The 15,525-nt window shown below is 63.1% G+C and carries 13 protein-coding genes and 1 pseudogene; 2 read left to right on the top strand and 12 right to left on the bottom strand.

Annotated elements, in window-relative coordinates:
- The first annotated feature begins 3 nt into the window (after positions 1-3).
- Positions 4-741, top strand: a complete 738-nt coding sequence (locus tag ACP2YO_RS41460) for a transporter (protein ID WP_426436958.1) — start codon at positions 4-6, stop codon at positions 739-741.
- 357 nt (positions 742-1,098) lie between these two features.
- On the opposite strand, the gene ACP2YO_RS41455 is transcribed toward ACP2YO_RS41460, so the two are convergent.
- From ACP2YO_RS41455 to ACP2YO_RS41415, 9 genes are all read right to left on the bottom strand, one after another.
- A complete protein-coding gene (locus ACP2YO_RS41455; protein WP_426436957.1) occupies positions 1,099-1,326 on the bottom strand; it encodes a hypothetical protein in 228 nt (75 codons plus the stop codon).
- Positions 1,327-1,384: 58 nt separating this feature from the next.
- On the bottom strand, positions 1,385-2,926 hold the full coding sequence (locus tag ACP2YO_RS41450; protein WP_426436956.1) for a DHA2 family efflux MFS transporter permease subunit: 1,542 nt from the start codon (positions 2,924-2,926) through the stop codon (positions 1,385-1,387).
- A complete protein-coding gene (locus ACP2YO_RS41445; RefSeq protein ID WP_426436955.1) occupies positions 2,919-4,220 on the bottom strand; it encodes an HlyD family secretion protein in 1,302 nt (433 codons plus the stop codon). The genes ACP2YO_RS41450 and ACP2YO_RS41445 overlap by 8 nt, the downstream gene beginning before the upstream one ends.
- Positions 4,213-4,683 carry a MarR family winged helix-turn-helix transcriptional regulator gene (locus ACP2YO_RS41440; protein ID WP_426436954.1) on the bottom strand — a complete coding sequence of 157 codons (471 nt, stop codon included), beginning with the start codon at positions 4,681-4,683 and terminating at the stop codon, positions 4,213-4,215. Before ACP2YO_RS41440 ends, ACP2YO_RS41445 begins: the two co-directional genes overlap by 8 nt.
- A gap of 478 nt (positions 4,684-5,161) precedes the next feature.
- Entirely contained in the window at positions 5,162-5,857 is a 696-nt protein-coding gene (locus ACP2YO_RS41435) for an ABC transporter ATP-binding protein (protein ID WP_426436953.1), read from the bottom strand.
- Positions 5,857-6,606 (bottom strand): ABC transporter ATP-binding protein, encoded by a 750-nt coding sequence (locus ACP2YO_RS41430; RefSeq protein ID WP_426436952.1) that lies wholly within the window; start codon positions 6,604-6,606, stop codon positions 5,857-5,859. Before ACP2YO_RS41430 ends, ACP2YO_RS41435 begins: the two co-directional genes overlap by 1 nt.
- Positions 6,603-7,907, bottom strand: coding sequence for a branched-chain amino acid ABC transporter permease (locus ACP2YO_RS41425; protein WP_426436951.1), 1,305 nt, complete (start codon positions 7,905-7,907; stop codon positions 6,603-6,605). The genes ACP2YO_RS41430 and ACP2YO_RS41425 overlap by 4 nt, the downstream gene beginning before the upstream one ends.
- Positions 7,904-8,851 (bottom strand): branched-chain amino acid ABC transporter permease, encoded by a 948-nt coding sequence (locus ACP2YO_RS41420; RefSeq protein ID WP_426436950.1) that lies wholly within the window; start codon positions 8,849-8,851, stop codon positions 7,904-7,906. Before ACP2YO_RS41420 ends, ACP2YO_RS41425 begins: the two co-directional genes overlap by 4 nt.
- Positions 8,852-9,033: 182 nt before the next feature.
- Positions 9,034-10,272: a branched-chain amino acid ABC transporter substrate-binding protein gene (locus tag ACP2YO_RS41415; RefSeq protein WP_426436949.1), complete on the bottom strand. Its 1,239-nt coding sequence runs from the start codon at positions 10,270-10,272 to the stop codon at positions 9,034-9,036.
- A 405-nt stretch (positions 10,273-10,677) separates the two neighbouring features.
- On the opposite strand from ACP2YO_RS41415, the pseudogene ACP2YO_RS41410 reads away from it, so the two are divergent.
- Positions 10,678-11,434: pseudogene (locus ACP2YO_RS41410) on the top strand (ketopantoate reductase family protein).
- 91 nt (positions 11,435-11,525) lie between these two features.
- Here ACP2YO_RS41410 and ACP2YO_RS41405 read toward each other — a convergent pair.
- The 3 genes from ACP2YO_RS41405 to ACP2YO_RS41395 form a co-directional block, all read right to left on the bottom strand.
- A complete protein-coding gene (locus ACP2YO_RS41405; protein ID WP_426436948.1) occupies positions 11,526-11,948 on the bottom strand; it encodes an HNH endonuclease in 423 nt (140 codons plus the stop codon).
- Between the two features lie 81 nt (positions 11,949-12,029).
- Positions 12,030-14,567 (bottom strand): ATP-binding cassette domain-containing protein, encoded by a 2,538-nt coding sequence (locus tag ACP2YO_RS41400; protein WP_426436947.1) that lies wholly within the window; start codon positions 14,565-14,567, stop codon positions 12,030-12,032.
- A complete protein-coding gene (locus ACP2YO_RS41395; protein ID WP_426436946.1) occupies positions 14,564-15,439 on the bottom strand; it encodes a branched-chain amino acid ABC transporter permease in 876 nt (291 codons plus the stop codon). The genes ACP2YO_RS41400 and ACP2YO_RS41395 overlap by 4 nt, the downstream gene beginning before the upstream one ends.
- Between the last annotated feature and the right edge of the window lie 86 nt (positions 15,440-15,525).

Raw genomic sequence — 15,525 nt, 5'->3', positions numbered from 1 at the left:
GGAGTGTTGGTCGGTTCGGTTCCGGTTGCTGCGGTCTTGCTTGCGCTGCTCGCGCGGCCCGCCTCGGCGGGTCCGCCCTATGTCGCCGACGATCCCGAACCGACCGATACCGGCCATTTCGAGATCTATACGTTCACGAATGGCACCAACATGCGCGCAGGCACGGCGGGCGAGGCCGGAATCGACTTCAATTATGGCGCGGCGCCTGACCTCCAGCTTACCGCAACGATACCGGCAGGCTATGCCGATGCGACGGAAGGCGGCACGCATGTCGGCCTCGGCAATGTCGAAGTCGCCGCAAAATATCGGTTCCTGCACCAGGACACGTTCGGACTGGATGTCAGTGTGTTCCCGCGCGTGTTCCTGCCCAGCGGATCGGAGATCGTTGGAGACAATCACGTGTCGGTGTTGCTGCCGATCTGGGTCCAGAAGGATTTCGGCAAAGCGTGGTCCGCCTTCGGCGGTGGCGGCTGCACCTTCAACGAAATCCGCGCCGCGAATTTCTGCCAGGCCGGCGCGGTCCTGACGTATCAGCTGCTGCCCAAGCTTCAGATCGGCGCGGAGCTATTCCACCAGACCGCCGACTCCCAGGGCACGCCCGCTTCGACGAGCCTCGGCGTCGGATGGCGTTACGACGTGACCGACAACTATCATCTGCTCGGCTATGTCAGGCGGGGGATCGAGAACACCGACCAGACCGATCGATATTCCTGGTACGCCTCCGTGCTCTTCACCTTCTGACGCGCGGGTTTGCGCCGTCGGGTTGGTGCGGAAGGCGCCCCTGGGCTGATGGGTGATCGGGCCCGACCCCCGGGACAACGCCGATGCTGTCTATTCGGATTTCCTTGCCTCATCAATCGCGGCTGCGACCAGCTCCCGGGGGTCCGTCACACCTTCCGAGGCCAACTGAACAATCCGTTGCGCCATCCTGGCTTTGGTTGCGGACGTGCGTGACCCTTCGGCGACTTGCGTTACGGCCAAATCCAATGACCGTCTCATGGTTGCGACCAGATCGGCTCCAAATTCGTTGGGCGCGGGCTTTTGCATGGCGACACTCCATGTGAGGTCAGTCATCCGCCGTTGGTCATTGATCGTCTGCTATTGCCCGTGGCTGATCAGCACGTCTCGGCAAGCCGGATGTAGCCTGGTCCGATTCTCCTTCAGGCAGGCCAGAATTGTAAAATCGCCTTGATCGATCCACTTGTGGCAGAACCGCTGAACATCGTGGGTGCAAGCCTTCTCGTCCTGGTCGGTGCCCGCGTGCTGGGCAAAGGCATCGGTCGACAGGCTCACGAGCATCGCAAGCGGCAGCAGAATTTTCTTCATTTGCGTTTCCTTCCGTTGAGTGGACTGGCCAGGCGCCATGGCGGGCAGCAACGCGGCTTCACTCCATGACCATCGCGTGGTCGCTGCTTGCCTCCGATGCGGCACGCCGCAACAACAGCACGAGGGGAAGGGCGCCGAGCGAGAGGATCATCATCAGTTTGAAGTCGTCGATGTAGCTGATGATGGACGCCTGGTTCTGGATGACCTGATCGAGCGCGGCCCGACCCGAGGCGGTCCATGGGCTCCAGGCGCTCGCGATGACACTGCTCCTGAAACCCGGATTGACCGCTGTGACATGGCTTCCGATGATGGCGTGGTTGATTTGGCCATTCCTGGTCAGGAGATAGGAAACGACCGAGATTCCGACGCTGGAGCCGACGTTTCGTGAGAGATTGTACAGGCCGGTTGCGTCGGCCCGCTGCTCCGGCGCAAGCGTGGCAAAGGTCACGGTGGTCAGAGGAACGAACAGGAATCCAAGTCCCGCGCCCTGGATGAACCCGGTCACCGCGATCGTCCATTGCGAAACGTTCGGATTCCAGCCGGTCATGTCGTACATGGCCCACGCCGTCAGCAGCAGACCGATGGTGAGCAGCACCCTGGTATCGATCCGCCCGATCAGCTTGCCGACCACAAACATGCAGACCATGGTGCCCAATCCGCGCGGGCCCATCACGAGCCCGGCCGTGACGACGGGGTACCCCATCAGGGTTTGCAGATAGGGCGTCATCAGCGCCAGCGACGCCAGATAGGTGACGCCGACGATGAAAATGAACAGCATTCCCACCGTGAAGTTGCGATCGAGGAACAGCCTCGGATTGACGAAGGAATCGCCGGCCGTGAAGGTATGAACAAGGAAGACATAGAACGCCGATACCGCGACGACGGCCTCGACCAGGATCTCAAAGGAGGAAAACCAGTCGAGCTGCGCCCCCCGATCCAGGAAGACCTGCATGGCGGCGATGGCGATACTCAGGCTGCCAAATCCGATCCAATCGAGCTTGGCGGCGGCGCTGGTTTTGGTTTCCCGCAGGAAGATCGAGATGCCGGCGAAGGCGAGGGCGCCAAGCGGCACGTTGATATAGAAGACCCAGCGCCAGGTGTAATGGTCCGTCAGCCAGCCGCCGATCACCGGGCCGAGCACCGGCCCGACCATCACGGACACGCCGAACAATGCCATCGCCGATCCCCGCTCTTCGGGGGTGTAGATGTCGAGCAGGATCGATTGCGACACTGGCACCAGCGCCGCGCCAAAGAAGCCTTGAAGCAGCCGGAACGCCACGATCTCGACCAGCGACTGCGCGATGCCGCACAGCACGGAAGCGACAACGAAGCCGGTGACCGCGGCCATCAGGACGCGCCGCCGGCCGAACTTGCTGACGAGGAATCCGGACGGCGGAGTCATGATCGCGGCAGCCACGATGTAGGACGTCAGCACCCAGTTGATCTGGTCCGAGCTGGCCGAAACGCTTCCCTGCATGTACGGCAGCGCCACGTTGGCGATCGTGGTGTCCAACGCCTGCATGATCACGGCGAGGATCACGCACGCCGTGATGGCAGGCCGGTTGATCGGCCGGGCCTCGGCGGCTGCGGACTCAGTCATTTGCGGCTTCCGAGAATCCGAGCAGGTCGGTGATGAAGTTGGGAAGCCCACGTTCGTGCCCGGTGTCGACATTCAGCTCGACGCTCATGCCAACCCGCAACGCAGGCTTGCCCGGCGCATTGTCGACCCGGACACGCATGGGAATACGCTGGACCACCTTGACCCAGTTGCCGCTGGTATTTTCAGCCGGCAGCAGCGAGAAGCTCGATGCCGATGCGGGGCTGATGCTGTCGACCGTGCCGGCCCAGTGCTTGCCGGGATAGGTGTCGACCTCGATCGTGGCCTTCTGGCCGGGCTGGACATAGGTCAGTTCCGTCTCCTTCGGACTGGCCTGGACCCAGACATGATCGATCGACACGATATTGAAGGCCGTCGCCGCAGCGGTGAGGTATTGGCCGGGCTGCAACGACGGCACGTTGGTCACGATGCCGGCGAAGGGAGCTTTGACAATGGTATGGGAGAGTTGGCGCGCGGCCTCGTCGCGTGCCGCCAGCGCGTCCTTGTAGCGCGGATGATCCTCGATCGGCGCATCCGGATTGCCGTTCAGGTTTGCAGCTATTCCGGCAAGCTGCGCTTGCAGCGAGGCCAGCGTTTGCTGCGATGCTTGCAGCGTGTTGCGAGCCGCGTCGAATGTCGCTCGTGGGGTGAAGTCGTTGGTGATCAATTGCTGCTGGCGCTTGAAGTTGACGTTGTTGAAATCGACGTTGATCTTGGCCTGCTCGACCTGGGTCTGCATGTTCCGATAGCTGGCCTGCAGGGCCAGGAGATCGTTGCGCGTGGTTCCGATCTGGGCTTCAGCGCGGTCCAGCGCCAGCCGGAATGGCAGATCGTCGAGCTTGAACAGCACCTCGCCCTTCGCGACCTTTTGGTTGTCGTGAACGAGCACGCCGGCGACAATCCCGGAAACGTCGGTCGATAATCCGACCGTGTCGGCCTGAACGTAGGCATTGTCGGTCGACATGACGGCGCCGCCGGTCACATAGAAATAGCCGCCGGCAATCAGCGCAACCGGCAGCAACGCAAACATCACAATTCGCTTTCGGGATTTTTTTGGTGCTCCCGGAGCGGCCGACGCAGGCTGCTGCTGTGGTTCGCCATGCGGCCTGCGATTGCCCGGCCACTCTTTCGCTGTCGGCTCGGCCGGAGCATCGATCTCCGGAGCCTCCGCTGCTTCGGGCGGATGGCGCATCAAACGATAGACCTTGTCCTCGGCGCCTTTTGTATCGCCCTGGAGAACAGCGTTTTCGGCGTCGGCACCATGCCGTTTGGGATTTGCGTCGCCGGTACTAACCATGACTTGCTCGCTTCTGCTTTTCCATTGACGAATCGCACGCTTCGGTGAGGTTGAATTTCAGGACTTTCAGGGTCTCCATCAGGTGCAAGCCCTCCTCTTCGGACAGGCCGCTCAATGCCTCGCAGCGGGTGATCTCGCCGAGCTGACGCGCCTGCACCAGTTTAAGCCGGGCCGCCGGCCTAAGCCGGAGCAGCCGGACCCGCCGGTCGGACGGGTGCGAATGTCGTTCGATCAGGTCGCAGGCCTCCAGTTTGTCCAGGATGCGGGACAGCGTGATCGGCTCCACATCGAGGATGTCAGCCAATCCGCTTTGGTTGATGCCCTCGTTCCGATCCAGATACGCCAGCGCCTGCCATTGCGACCGCGTCAAGCCGGATTCACGGGAAATCTGCTCGAACCTTTTCCTGAGCAGCCGCGCGACTTCGTGCAGCAAAAAGCCAAGCGTGGGGGTTTCGATTTCCACAGCGGTAACTCCTGTGCGAGCTTATGATAAGCTTGCTTATGAAAATGGTAAGCTTGCTTATGAAAAAAACAAGGACGCGATTCCCGTAGACACGCCATCGTGAAGAGCCGGTATCGGGAGGTGCCACAGATCAGATCCCGGTATGGCCGGGTGATCGAGTTGCCGTCCGCTGCGACATGGGACGAGCGCCAAAAAGGCGGTTCTATGCATCGCGAACAGGTACGGCAAATCCGGCGAAGCTCCTCGCAAGCTCGCTTCAGGGCGAATCCGGGAAATGCTGAGTGTGCCGATCAGCGTGCGCTTTTCGATGACGTTGCGGCAGGCGCGGCTTCATCGACCTAGAGCGTTTTTGAGCGAAGTGGACGCCGGTTCGCGTGAAGAAAACGCGTCAAAACAAGAATCTAGAGCTTCGGTTCTGATTCAATCAGAACCGAAAATGCTCTAGCGGAGTGGCGCGTTGCGGCCGCAGCGCCGTGCGTTACACCTCGAGCCATTCCTCGCGAATGGCGGCATTCGACCTGAGCTCGTCTGGCGTGCCTTCGAACACGACGCGGCCGTGGCCCATGATGTAGACCCGGTTCGAGATCTTCATCGCGATCGAGAGCTTCTGCTCGACCAGCAGGATCGCGACGCCGGCCTTCGCGATGCGCGCGATGAGATCGCCGACCTGCTGCACGATTAGTGGCGCAAGTCCTTCGGTCGGCTCGTCGATCATCATCAACTCGGGATCGCCGAGCAGCGTGCGGCAGGTGGTCAGCATCTGCTTCTCGCCGCCCGACAGCACGCCTGCCGGCGTGTCGGCGCGGGCGGCCAGATTGGGGAACATGTCGAGCATGTCCTGAAGCCGCCACTTGCCCGGGCGGCGCGGATCCTTGATGCCGAGGATGAGGTTCTGGCGAACCGTGAGGCCGGGGAAAATATCGCGATGCTCCGGCACGTAGCCGAGCCCGAGGCGGGCGATCTTGTGGCTCGGCAGGCCTGCGATGTCCTGGCCCTTGAAGCGGATCGTGCCCTGCGGCGGCACCTCGCCCATGATCGCCTTGACGGTCGTCGAGCGGCCGACGCCATTGCGTCCCAACAGGCTGACGACCTCGCCGGCGGCGATATCGAGATCGACGCCCTGAAGGATATGGCTCTTGCCGTAATAGGCGTGAAGATTTCTGACCTCGAGCATCAGACCACCTCCTCGCCGAGATAGGCTTCCTTGACCTTCGGATTGCCGCGGATCTCCTCGGGCGTGCCTGTTGCGATGATGTGTCCGTACACTAGCACCGAGATGCGGTCGGCGAGGCCGAACACCACGCTCATGTCGTGCTCGACGATCACGAGCGTACGCCCCTCGGTCAGGCGGCGGATCAGCGCGACGGCGCGCTCGGTCTCCGCATGGCTCATGCCCGCGGTCGGTTCGTCCAGCATGATGACACTGGCGCCACCCGCGATGGTGATGCCGATCTCGAGCTCGCGCTGCTCGGCGTAGGTCAACAATCCTGCCGGCACATCGCGGCGATGCGCGAGATGGATGTCGTCGAGGATCTGCGCGGTCCGCTGTCTCACCTCGGGCAGGCTGTCGACGTTCTTCCAGAACGCGTAGCGGTGGCCGGTCGCCCACAGCACGGCGCAGCGGACATTCTCCCATACCGTCATGCGGGCGAACACGTTGGTGACCTGGAACGAGCGCGACAATCCGCGCCGGTTGATCTCGAAGGGACGAAGGCCCGAGATGACATCGCCGTTGAGGCGGATCTCGCCCGAGGTCGGTTCGATGTGGCCGCTGATCAGGTTGAACGTCGTGGACTTGCCGGCGCCGTTCGGGCCGATGATGGCGTGGCGTTCGCCTTTGGCGACGCTCAGATTGAGATCGCGGATGATGCTGACATTGCCGAAGCGCTTCTCGACGGCTTTGACTTCAATGGCTGATGTCATGCGAGATACCCCCGATCGCGCGCCACGGTAGCGGCGCGATCCCAGGCTTCGGTGACACGTCGCCAGGTGATGCGGGAGACCAGGAAGCCGCCGACAACGAGAACGGCTGCGGCAGCCCAGGTCGTCGGCGCCGTCGCCACGAAGGGGATGCCGAACATGTTGATGGTGTTGCCGCCGCCTTCGCTCGACGTGTAGCGCGCGACCGTCTCGATCGACAGGATGACGCCGAGCGCCAGCGCCAGCGTCGGGAGAGCCGCGACCAGATAGGACGGGATGACGGTGCCGAGATTGCCGGCGCGGATCAGCGGCCGGTGCTTCATCAGGATGCCAGCGATGCCGCCCGGCGCGTACATCACGATGCCGATGAACATGATGCCGAAGTAGAGCTGCCAGACCGTGGTGAGATCGGTCAGCCCCAATTGCAGATACGTCACCAGGATGGCGCCGAGGATCGGACCGAAGAAATAGGCGGTGCCGCCGATGAATGCCGCAAACAGCACCAGACCGGATTGCGTCGCGCCGAGATAGGCCGAGTTGGCGATCTCGAAATTGATCGCGGAGAGACCGCCCGCGATGCCGGCGAAGAAGCCGGCGAAGCCGTAGGCGAGATAGCGGACCACGTGCGGATCGTAGCCGATGAACTCGACACGCTCCGGATTGTCGCGGACCGCGTTGCAGATCCGCCCGAGCGGCGTGCGGGTCAGCGCATACATCGCGATCGCCGAGACGATCACCCAGAAGGCGATCAGGTAATAGACCTGAAGCTGCGGCCCGAAGGTCCAGCCGAAGATGGGCGCCAGCGCCGTACGGTCGGTGGTGATGCCGGATTCACCGCCGAATACGCTGCGCAGAATCAGCGACGACGACGCCACCAGCTCGCCGATGCCGAGCGAGATCATCGCAAACACGGTGCCGGCGCGCTTGGTCATCACCCAGCCGACCAGAATCGCGAAGGCGAGGCCGCCGAAGCCGCCGAACAACGGGATGAGGGGCAACGGGATCGGCCAATGGTGATTGGCCACCGCATTCATGGTGTGAACGGCGAGGAAGCCGCCGAGGCCGTACTGAACCGCATGCCCGAACGACAATAGCCCGGTCTGGCCGAGCAGGATGTTGTAGGAGAGCGCGAAGATGATGGCGATGCCGATCAAGCTGAACGAGGTCAGCGAGCCGCCGGAGGAGAAGATCAACGGCAGGATCACGAGCAGGGCGGCCGCGATCAGCCAGACGCCATAGAAGCTCAAGGCGCCGCCGGTTTGTTGTTTGGCGATGGTGGGGCCGGGCGTGGCAGCATTGCTCATGACTCGCGCGTCCCCAACAGGCCCATGGGGCGGAAGATCAGGATCAACACCAGCAGCACGTAGGGCAGGATCGGCGCGATCTGCGCGATCGTGACATTCCAGATGTCGGTGAGAACTGAGGGTCCAAGGCTCGGATCGAGCGGGCCGAACAGGCTCGCCAGCGAACCGTTCAGCGCGACCGCAAAGGTCTGGATCAGCCCGATCAACAGCGATGCGATGAAGGCGCCGGGCAGCGAGCCCAGACCGCCGAACACGATGACCACGAACAGGATCGGGCCGAGCAGCGCCGCCATGTCGGACTGCGTCACCAGCGAGGGACCGGCGATGACGCCGGCGAGGCCCGCAAGCGCACTGCCGACGCCGAACACCAGCATGAACACGCGCCCGACATTGTGGCCGAGATGGCCGACCATGCTCGGATGCGTCAGCGCGGCCTGCACGATAAGGCCAACCCGGGTTTTCTTGAGCGTGATCAGCAGCGCCACGAAGATGGTGACCGACACCACCAGCATGAAGATCTTGTAGGCCGGATAATTGGTGGCGAAGATGGTGAAGGCAGGGAAGTCGAGCGCCGCGGGAACCCGGTAATCCATCGGGCTCTTGCCCCAGATCATCGAGACGATTTCCTCGATGGCGAAGGCAAGACCGAAGGTCAGCAGCAGCTCGGCGACATGCCCGTGCTTGTGGGTGTTGCGCAAGCCATAGCGCTCGACCGCCATGCCGACGGCGCCGACCAATAGCGGCGCCAGCACCAGCGCCGGCCAGAAGCCGATCCAGCGGGTCAGCTGATAGCCGAAAAACGCGCCCAGCATGTAGAAGCTGGCATGCGCGAAGTTGAGCACGCCCATCATGCTGAAGATGACGGTCAGCCCGCTCGACAGCAGGAACAACAGCATGCCGAACAGCACGCCGTTGAGAGTCGAAATGACGATCAACTCAGCCATGGCGCACTCGATTGAGACAACAATGGTTCACGTGGGCAAAGACCTGTCGAACGAAATGAGATGGCTGTCATTCCGGGGCACGCGCGTTAGCGAGCGAACCAAGGTGCGCACTAGCGCACCTGAGAATCTCGAGATTCCGGGTTCGATGCTTCGCATCGCCCCGGAATGACAGGAAGGGCCGATCAGGGCCGCTTCATGTTGCAGGTGGTCGGAACCATCGCCTGCGCGGTGTCGATCTTGGAGACGAGGTGCCAGCCCCAACCGGTGTTCTCCTCGTCGAACGGCTCCTTGGTCTTGTCGGCCAGCGTGCCGAGCGAGGAGATATAGATCGGCTGGAAGAACTGGTGATCGTCCTTGCGCATGAAGCCGTCGCCGCCATCAAGCACGTCGAACTTCATGCCCTCGAGCGCGGCCGCGACCTTCACCGGATCGATCGAGTTGGCCTTCTCGGCGGCCGCCTTGAACATCCGCATCTCGTTGACCGCGCGCGGATACCACACGGAGATGCCGGTCTTGGCGCGGAAGTCCTTCTCGAAATCCATCGCCGCCTTGTTGCCGGAATTGGCAAAGCCTTCGGTTATCTGGAACACCTGGTGATCAAGGCCGGTCTGCTTGATCGCGGTCGGTCCGCCGGCGCCGCCGGCATAATAGGTGTACCAGTTGACCTTGAGGCCGGCGTCGGCCGCGGCCTTCAGCAGCAGCGCGATGTCTTGGCCCCAATTGCCTGTTACGACGCTGTCGGCGCCGGACGCCTTGATCTTGGCGATGTAGGGCGAGAAGTCGGTGACCTTGAGCAGCGGATGCAGCTCGTCGCCGACGATCTGGACGTCGGGCCGCTTGGCCGCAAGCATCTTGCGCGCATCAGTACGCACCGACTGGCCGAACGAATAGTCCTGGTTGATCAGGTACACTTTCTTGATCGACGGCTGATCCTTCATGTAGTTGGTCAGCGCTTCCATCTTGATGTCCGAGCCCGCATCCCAGCGGAAGTGCCAGTGGCTGCACTTCTCATTGGTCAAGGCGGGATCGACCGCGGCGTAGTTGAAGTAGAGCAGTTCCTTGCCGGGGTTGCGGGAGTTGTTCTTGGTGACGAAATCCTCCAGCGCAGCGCCGACCGAAGAGCCGTTGCCCTGCGTGATGTAACGGATGCCGGCGTCGACCGCCTTCTGCGCCTGGATCAGGCTTTCCTGCGGATTGGTCTTGTTGTCCAGCGGCACGATTTCGACCTTGTGGCCGAGGACGCCGCCCTTGGCGTTCAACTCGTCGGCAAGGTACTGGAACGTCTTGAGGCCGCCTTCGCCAACGCTTGCGCCACCGCCGGATAGCGGATCGATATAACCGATCTTCACGGTTTCCTGCGCGGACGCCGCGCCACCAAGCATCAGGACAGCCGCAGCCACGGCGAAGGGAAGATGGCGCATGTCTTGTCGTTTCCTCGTTGACGATTGAGTTTGTTTGATAGTTGGTCGCTGACTTTGCAGCGCAACATCGGTAGCGATACTGCGCGAACCAGGGATTGACAAGTCCGGTTCGGACATGGGTCGCGCCTGACTGTCCCGCAAAAGTGAGCAAGCGCTCAGTTAATATCTCCCCGGATCGCCTCTTCCCGCAGTGAGGAATAAAGCCGCGGCGACATTAGACCTAAGTCGCGGTTCCCGAACGATTTCAGCGATCGCGTGATTTGAGTCTTGCATCGGGATTGTCGCGCGAGAAGCGCAATTGTCGCGTCCATCACTTTGCGCTGGACACCGGCGTGCCGTGCGGCAAGTGGTTGCTCCCGTGGTATACCAGACTTGGCTTCCGGAATTGGCTTTGAAAGAGAGAGCATGGCGCGCAACATTCTGATCCTGGGAGCCTCGTACGGCTCCCTGCTTGGGACCAAGCTCTTGATGGCGGGTCACAACGTGACCCTCGTCTGCCGGAAGAACACCGCGGAGCTGATCAACCGCGAGGGCACCGAAGTTCGCATCAAGCTGCGCGACGAAAAAGACCACCGCTCGATTGTCTCGCGCGACCTGCCGGGCAAGCTCGATGCCGTCACGCCGGCTGACGTCGATGTGTCCCGTTACGATCTGGTCGGTCTTGCGATGCAGGAGCCGCAATACACCAACCACACGGTTCGTGTTCTGATGATCAAGATCGCGGCGGCGAAGCTGCCGTGCCTGTCGATCATGAACATGCCGCCGCACCAATCCGCTTGAGATAGGGCAGCTGCTGACCGGAAATTACCGCTGCATCACGCCATCGGAGCCGCAGTCGATCCGCGACGCCGTGCACGGCGATCTGAAACTGTCGCAGTCGATCTATGATCATGTCGACGCCATCGCGCGCCGTCTCGGAGCCGATCCTGCGGATCAGGTCCCGTTCGGGAAATATGCCAAGGCGGCGGAAAGCCTGCTCAAGCCGTCCTCGGCCGCCCGTGCGGTGGCGGCCGGCGCGCCCTTCATCGAGCGCGTCGACCTGCTGGTGAAACTGATCTCGCATCGGCTCGGCACGCCCAGCGCGGAGATCGACCGCACGGTCGAGATCGTCGACGCGAGGCTGAGCGAGAAGATCGTGCAGGGCGGATCCGGCGGCGAGTGACGGGCTCCGCTACCGCGTGAGAGTTAAGCGCGGCCGATGAAAAATCAGTCGGCGCGCTTGAACGTTTCCGTCTTGCTGCCGCTGACGATGGTCAGTTCGGACGGCCGTGTCGGATCGGCGCCGGCGACATGAGGGAATTCTCTTCGTTCACATCGGCATCACGCTGGGGAAACACCTGCGCGGCCAGTTCGAGCGCAAGCATCTTGAGCTTCCGTTGACCCATCTTCGGCGCGGTGGCGAGCTCGGCGAGGCGCTGTTCGATGTGCGGCCACTGTCGGGTCTCGCGCGGGTCGATGTCGGCCTTGGCGAGGTTGCAGGGATAGCAAGCCAGCACGCGGTTGCCTCGCGAATTAAGGCCACCCTTGGCCAGCGGAATGAAATGGTCGACGCTGGCCTGGACCTTGCCGACGCGCTTCATCCGCGGCAGCCCCGTGCCGCAATAGGCGCAGCGCCCACCCCAATCGACATAACAGCGCTTGTAGACGAGTCCGCTCGTCTGTACCGACCTTGCCATGGTCCCCGTGAGTTCATCGTCCAATGAGTCGCGGTCTAATATAGCAAGCCGGTGTTAACGACGATACCTGACCCCGCGTCGTCACAACCACAGTACCTTCTTCCTGTAGTCGAGATCGACCAGCAACTGGTTGGCCGGGCCCTCGTGGAACACCGCGCCGCGCTCCAGCGCGAAGACGCGGTCGGCAAGCGCGAGCACCAGATCGAGATTGTGTTCGACGATCACGATCGAGATCTTGTCGCGCAGGCGGTCGAACACCTTGAAGAGGTCGAGGATCACGGCGGGCGCCAGTCCCTCGAACGGCTCGTCAAGCAGCAGCAGTTCGACATTGCCCGACAGCGCGCGGGCGACCGCGACCATCTGCTGCTCGCCGCCGGAGAGATAGTCGGCGGCGACGTCCATGCGCTGCTTCAGCCGCGGGAAATGGTCGAGGATGTCAGCCTCGCTCCAGACCACGCCACGGATTCCGTCGGTTGCGCGGGCGAGGCGGCCGAGCGCCAGATTGTCCCGCACCGTCATGCCGGCGAACAGGCCGCGCCCCTGTGGCACGTAGCCGATGCCGAGCCGCGCGATGTCAGGCGCTGCGAGGCGGGAGATGTTGCGGCCGTCGAAGGCAATGCTGCCGGAGGCTGCCGGCACGAGGCCCACCAGCGTCTTCAGCAGCGTCGACTTGCCGGCGCCGTTGCGGCCGAGCAGCGCCACGATCTCGCCTCGCCGGACATCGAAGGTCGCGTCATGCAAGATATGGCTCTTGCCATAGAAGCTGTTGACGCGATCGACGCGCAATAGCGGCGCGGTATCCGCCGCGGCGCCGGCATGTCCCGCATGCTCGACCGGCGGAATGCCCGAGCCGGTGTAGATCTTCTGCACCCGACCGTCGCAGCGCACCTCGGCTGGAGATCCCGTCATCAGCACTTCGCCCTGGTTCATCACGGTGACCTGGTGCGAGAAGCCGAGCACGCGATCGATGTCGTGCTCGACGATCAGGATCGGGATCTTCGCCGCGACGCACCGGATCAGGTTGGAGACGCGCTCGCGCTCGGCGGCGGCCAGCCCCGCCAGCGGCTCGTCGAGCAGCAGGACCTTCGGCTTCGAGCCGAGTGCGATGCCGAGATCGACCAGCCGCTGGCCGCCATAGGACAGTGCGCCGCCTTCGATCGTCTCGATGCCTTCGAGCCCGAGGAATTTCACCAGCGCCTGCGTCTCGGCGTGGATGTCCGTATAGCTGTCGATGTCGCGCCAGAAGTTGAAGCGTTTGGGATGCTGCGCCTGCCGCGACAGCCGCAGATTCTCGTAGATCGAGAGGCCCTTGAACAGATTGGTGATCTGGAACGACCGCGACAGGCCCTGATGGCAGATCAGGTCCGGCGGCGTGCCCTGGATCGCGCGACCGTTGAGGGTGATCGTGCCGCGGTCGGTCGGATAGAGCCCCGAGACCAGGTTGAACAGCGTGGTCTTGCCGGCGCCGTTCGGACCGATGAGTGCGTGAATTTCGCCGGCGGCAAGTTTCAAGCTCGCATTCGACACCGCGCGGATGCCTCCGAACGATTTCGAGACGCCGGCGACCTCGAGCACGACACCGACGCGGGTTTCCGGGATCAGGAAGTCCGGCAGCAGCAGGCCGTCATAGGTCTTGCGCCGGCTCATCGCGGCGGCCTCTTCCTGCGCGGGCCACAGGCGGCGCGCGACCTGCGACCAGATGCCGACCAGACCGTTGGGCGAATACATCACGAAGGCGACGAAGATCAGACCGAACCACAACAGCCAGTTCGGCGTCCAGATCGAGAGCAGTTCGCGGAACAGGATGAAGAACAGCGCGCCGAGCGCTGGACCAAGCATGCTGCGCATGCCGCCGATCACGACGATCGCGAGCATCTCGCCGGAAAACGGCACCGAGACCGCGTCGGCCGATACGAGATAGTTCTGGAAGCCGGTCAGGCCACCGGCGAGCCCGGTGACCACGGCCGAGATCACGAATACGGCGAGCTTGTAGCGTTCGATCCGGTAGCCCTGGAAGCTCGCGCGCAATGGATTCTCGCGGATCGCGACCAGCACGTGGCCGAACGGCGAGCGCACCAGCCGGAGCAGCAGATAGAGCACGCCGACTGCGATCAGCGCGACCACGACATAATACGTCAGCGTATCGTCGAGATTGAGCGGTCCAACATGGCCCCGCTTCAATCCGCCGAGCCCGTCCTCGCCGCCGGTCAGGCTGCTCCAGCGGAACGCGGTGGTGTAGGTCAGCGCCGCGAGCGCCAGCGTCAGCAGCGAGAAATAGACGCCGCGCCGGCGCAGGATGACGATGCCGACCAGTGTCGCCGTGACAGCGACCACCACCATGGCGAGCAGCAGCGGCAGCCAGATCTCGCCAGGGAAATAATGCAGCTGGATCAGCCCGGCGGCATAGGCGCCGATGCCGAACCAGGCGCCGTGGCCGAACGAGACGAGGCCGGTGTAGCCGATGCAGAGGTTGAGCCCTAACGCTGCGATCGCCAGCGCCACCACCATCGTGCCGCTGTTCAGGGACAGCCCGAGCACGCGCAGCAGGAACGGCAGCGCGATCAGCGTCAGCGTCGCCAACAGCAGCGGGCGATATTTCTCCGTCGCGGATACGATCATTCGAACTTCTCGATCCGCTCGCCGAGCAGGCCGCGCGGCCGCACCAGCAGCACCAGGAACATCAGGATGTAGATCGAGGCCTCGCCCGCGGCCGGCGCAAAGTGGATGGTGATGCCCCTGACGACCCCGACCAGCAGCGCCGCGAGCACCACGCCCCAGAAGCTGCCGAGCCCGCCGATCACCACGACGACGAAGGCGATCGTGATGATCTCGGCGCCCATCGCCGGATGCACGATTGATATCGGCGCGAAGAACGCGCCGCCGAGCGCGGCCATGCCGACGCCGAGCATCACGATCACGGTCATGTAGGGCTCCAGCCGGATGCCGAGCACCGCAACCATGTCGGGCCGCTGGATGCCGGCGCGCACCACGCGGCCGAACGAGGTCTTGTGCAGCAACAGCCAGACGCCCAGCAGCACGGCCGCGACCACCGCGAGGATCAGCAGGCGATAGCGCGAGAACAGGAAGTCGCCGACGATGATCGAGCCGCGAAACGCTGACGGGATCGAGGCTGACAGCGGTGCCGCGCCCCAGATCATGCGGATCGCCTGCTCGGCAACGAGCGCGAGTCCGAACGTCACGAGCAGGCTCAGGATCGGATCCGATGTGTAGAAGCGGCGCAGGATGAAGCGTTCAAAGAGGATGCCGAGCAGCGCGACCGCCAACGGCGACAGCACAATCGCCGGGCCGAAGCCGAGCGCGCGCGTGATCTCGACCGACAGGTAGGCGCCAAGCGCGTAGAACGCGCCATGGGCGAGATTGACGATGCCGCCGACGCTGAAGATCAGCGACAGGCCGAGCGCGATCAGCAGATAGTAGCCCCCGAGCACGAGGCCATTCACCACCTGTTCCAGCAAGAACCCGAGTTGCATTGTCTAGAGCCTGGTGAGACTAGGTCGAACTGTGTCCGCGCAGGGATTGGACTCCCTCTCCCGCTTGCGGGGGAGGGTTGGGGTGG

This window comes from Bradyrhizobium genosp. P, assembly GCF_049949265.1.
Lineage (GTDB): Bacteria > Pseudomonadota > Alphaproteobacteria > Rhizobiales > Xanthobacteraceae > Bradyrhizobium.
Note: the sequence above shows the minus strand (reverse complement) of the source record. Positions and strands in the feature narration are given on the sequence as shown.

What these genes read in the sequence shown, in the direction of transcription:
- ACP2YO_RS41455 (WP_426436957.1), bottom strand. Translation starts at nt 1,326, where the DNA reads ATGAAGAAAATTCTGCTGCCGCTTGCGATGCTCGTGAGCCTGTCGACC.
- ACP2YO_RS41450 (WP_426436956.1), bottom strand. Translation starts at nt 2,926, where the DNA reads ATGACTGAGTCCGCAGCCGCCGAGGCCCGGCCGATCAACCGGCCTGCC.
- ACP2YO_RS41445 (WP_426436955.1), bottom strand. Translation starts at nt 4,220, where the DNA reads ATGGTTAGTACCGGCGACGCAAATCCCAAACGGCATGGTGCCGACGCC.
- ACP2YO_RS41435 (WP_426436953.1), bottom strand. Translation starts at nt 5,857, where the DNA reads ATGCTCGAGGTCAGAAATCTTCACGCCTATTACGGCAAGAGCCATATC.
- ACP2YO_RS41430 (WP_426436952.1), bottom strand. Translation starts at nt 6,606, where the DNA reads ATGACATCAGCCATTGAAGTCAAAGCCGTCGAGAAGCGCTTCGGCAAT.
- ACP2YO_RS41425 (WP_426436951.1), bottom strand. Translation starts at nt 7,907, where the DNA reads ATGAGCAATGCTGCCACGCCCGGCCCCACCATCGCCAAACAACAAACC.
- ACP2YO_RS41420 (WP_426436950.1), bottom strand. Translation starts at nt 8,851, where the DNA reads ATGGCTGAGTTGATCGTCATTTCGACTCTCAACGGCGTGCTGTTCGGC.
- ACP2YO_RS41415 (WP_426436949.1), bottom strand. Translation starts at nt 10,272, where the DNA reads ATGCGCCATCTTCCCTTCGCCGTGGCTGCGGCTGTCCTGATGCTTGGT.
- ACP2YO_RS41405 (WP_426436948.1), bottom strand. Translation starts at nt 11,948, where the DNA reads ATGGCAAGGTCGGTACAGACGAGCGGACTCGTCTACAAGCGCTGTTAT.
- ACP2YO_RS41400 (WP_426436947.1), bottom strand. Translation starts at nt 14,567, where the DNA reads ATGATCGTATCCGCGACGGAGAAATATCGCCCGCTGCTGTTGGCGACG.
- ACP2YO_RS41395 (WP_426436946.1), bottom strand. Translation starts at nt 15,439, where the DNA reads ATGCAACTCGGGTTCTTGCTGGAACAGGTGGTGAATGGCCTCGTGCTC.